Source organism: Bacillus sp. HY001 (assembly GCF_007558965.1).
GTDB lineage: Bacteria > Bacillota > Bacilli > Bacillales > Bacillaceae_G > Bacillus_A > Bacillus_A mobilis.
Genome location: NZ_VLTE01000295.1, coordinates 1 through 792 on the forward strand (window position 1 = coordinate 1; position 792 = coordinate 792).

Below are 792 nucleotides of genomic sequence, written 5' to 3' on the forward strand. Positions count from 1 at the left end.
TGTTATCAAGCATTGCAGAACGTTGGGAAACAAGAGAAAAATATAAAAATAAATATGTAATAGCAAGGAGAAGGGAAACGTATGTATAATATACTTAAGCGTCAATTTAATTACATTATCCGAGGGGTGATTCGGATTAACGAAGAGGTACAAAGGGAATTGGACCTATTGGTGCAAAAGATTTGTGAAACTGTGTCTTCTGTCCAAAAAATCATCCTTTTTGGTTCTCATGCATATGGCACACCAAATGAAGACAGTGATTTTGATCTCTGTATTGTTGTGGAAGGTGTAGGAGAAAGAAAAAGGGAAGTCATTAATCGTATCAATTGGGGGATTTACGATGTAATGGAAACGCCAGTTGATATTTTAGTGTATGGGCCAGAAGAGTTTCAAGAACGTGCTAGCCGTAATGTAACTATGGAACATAAGATTGCACTAGAAGGGACGGTCCTATATGAAAAATATTGAGGATCTAAAAGAGTGGGTATTCATTGCAAAATCTGATTTAGATTCTGCTAGTTACTTAACTCACATGAAACCTTTCCCTACTGCAATTATTTGTTATCATAGTCAACAATGTGTGGAAAAACTTCTAAAAGGATTTCTTGCACTAAACGGTAGAACAGTCCCAAAAACTCATAACCTTTTAGTGCTGCACAAATCGTGTCGGAAATTAGATGAGGAATTCTCATTGATTTTAGAACAGTGCGTGCAGCTAAATGGTTATGCTACAGACATTCGTTATCCGTATTTTGAAGCACTTACTGTTCAAGATGGATTAATCGCTATACA

2 protein-coding genes are annotated in these 792 nt (G+C 36.2%); both read left to right on the forward strand.

Annotation, left to right across the window (positions count from 1 at the left end; genetic code table 11):
* Positions 1-81 precede the first annotated feature (81 nt).
* On the forward strand, positions 82-468 hold the full coding sequence (locus FOT98_RS31410; protein WP_000282354.1) for a nucleotidyltransferase domain-containing protein: 387 nt from the start codon (positions 82-84) through the stop codon (positions 466-468).
* On the forward strand, positions 455-792 hold a 338-nt coding region (locus FOT98_RS31415; RefSeq protein WP_144291266.1), incomplete at its 3' end, for a HEPN domain-containing protein. The genes FOT98_RS31410 and FOT98_RS31415, both read left to right, overlap by 14 nt.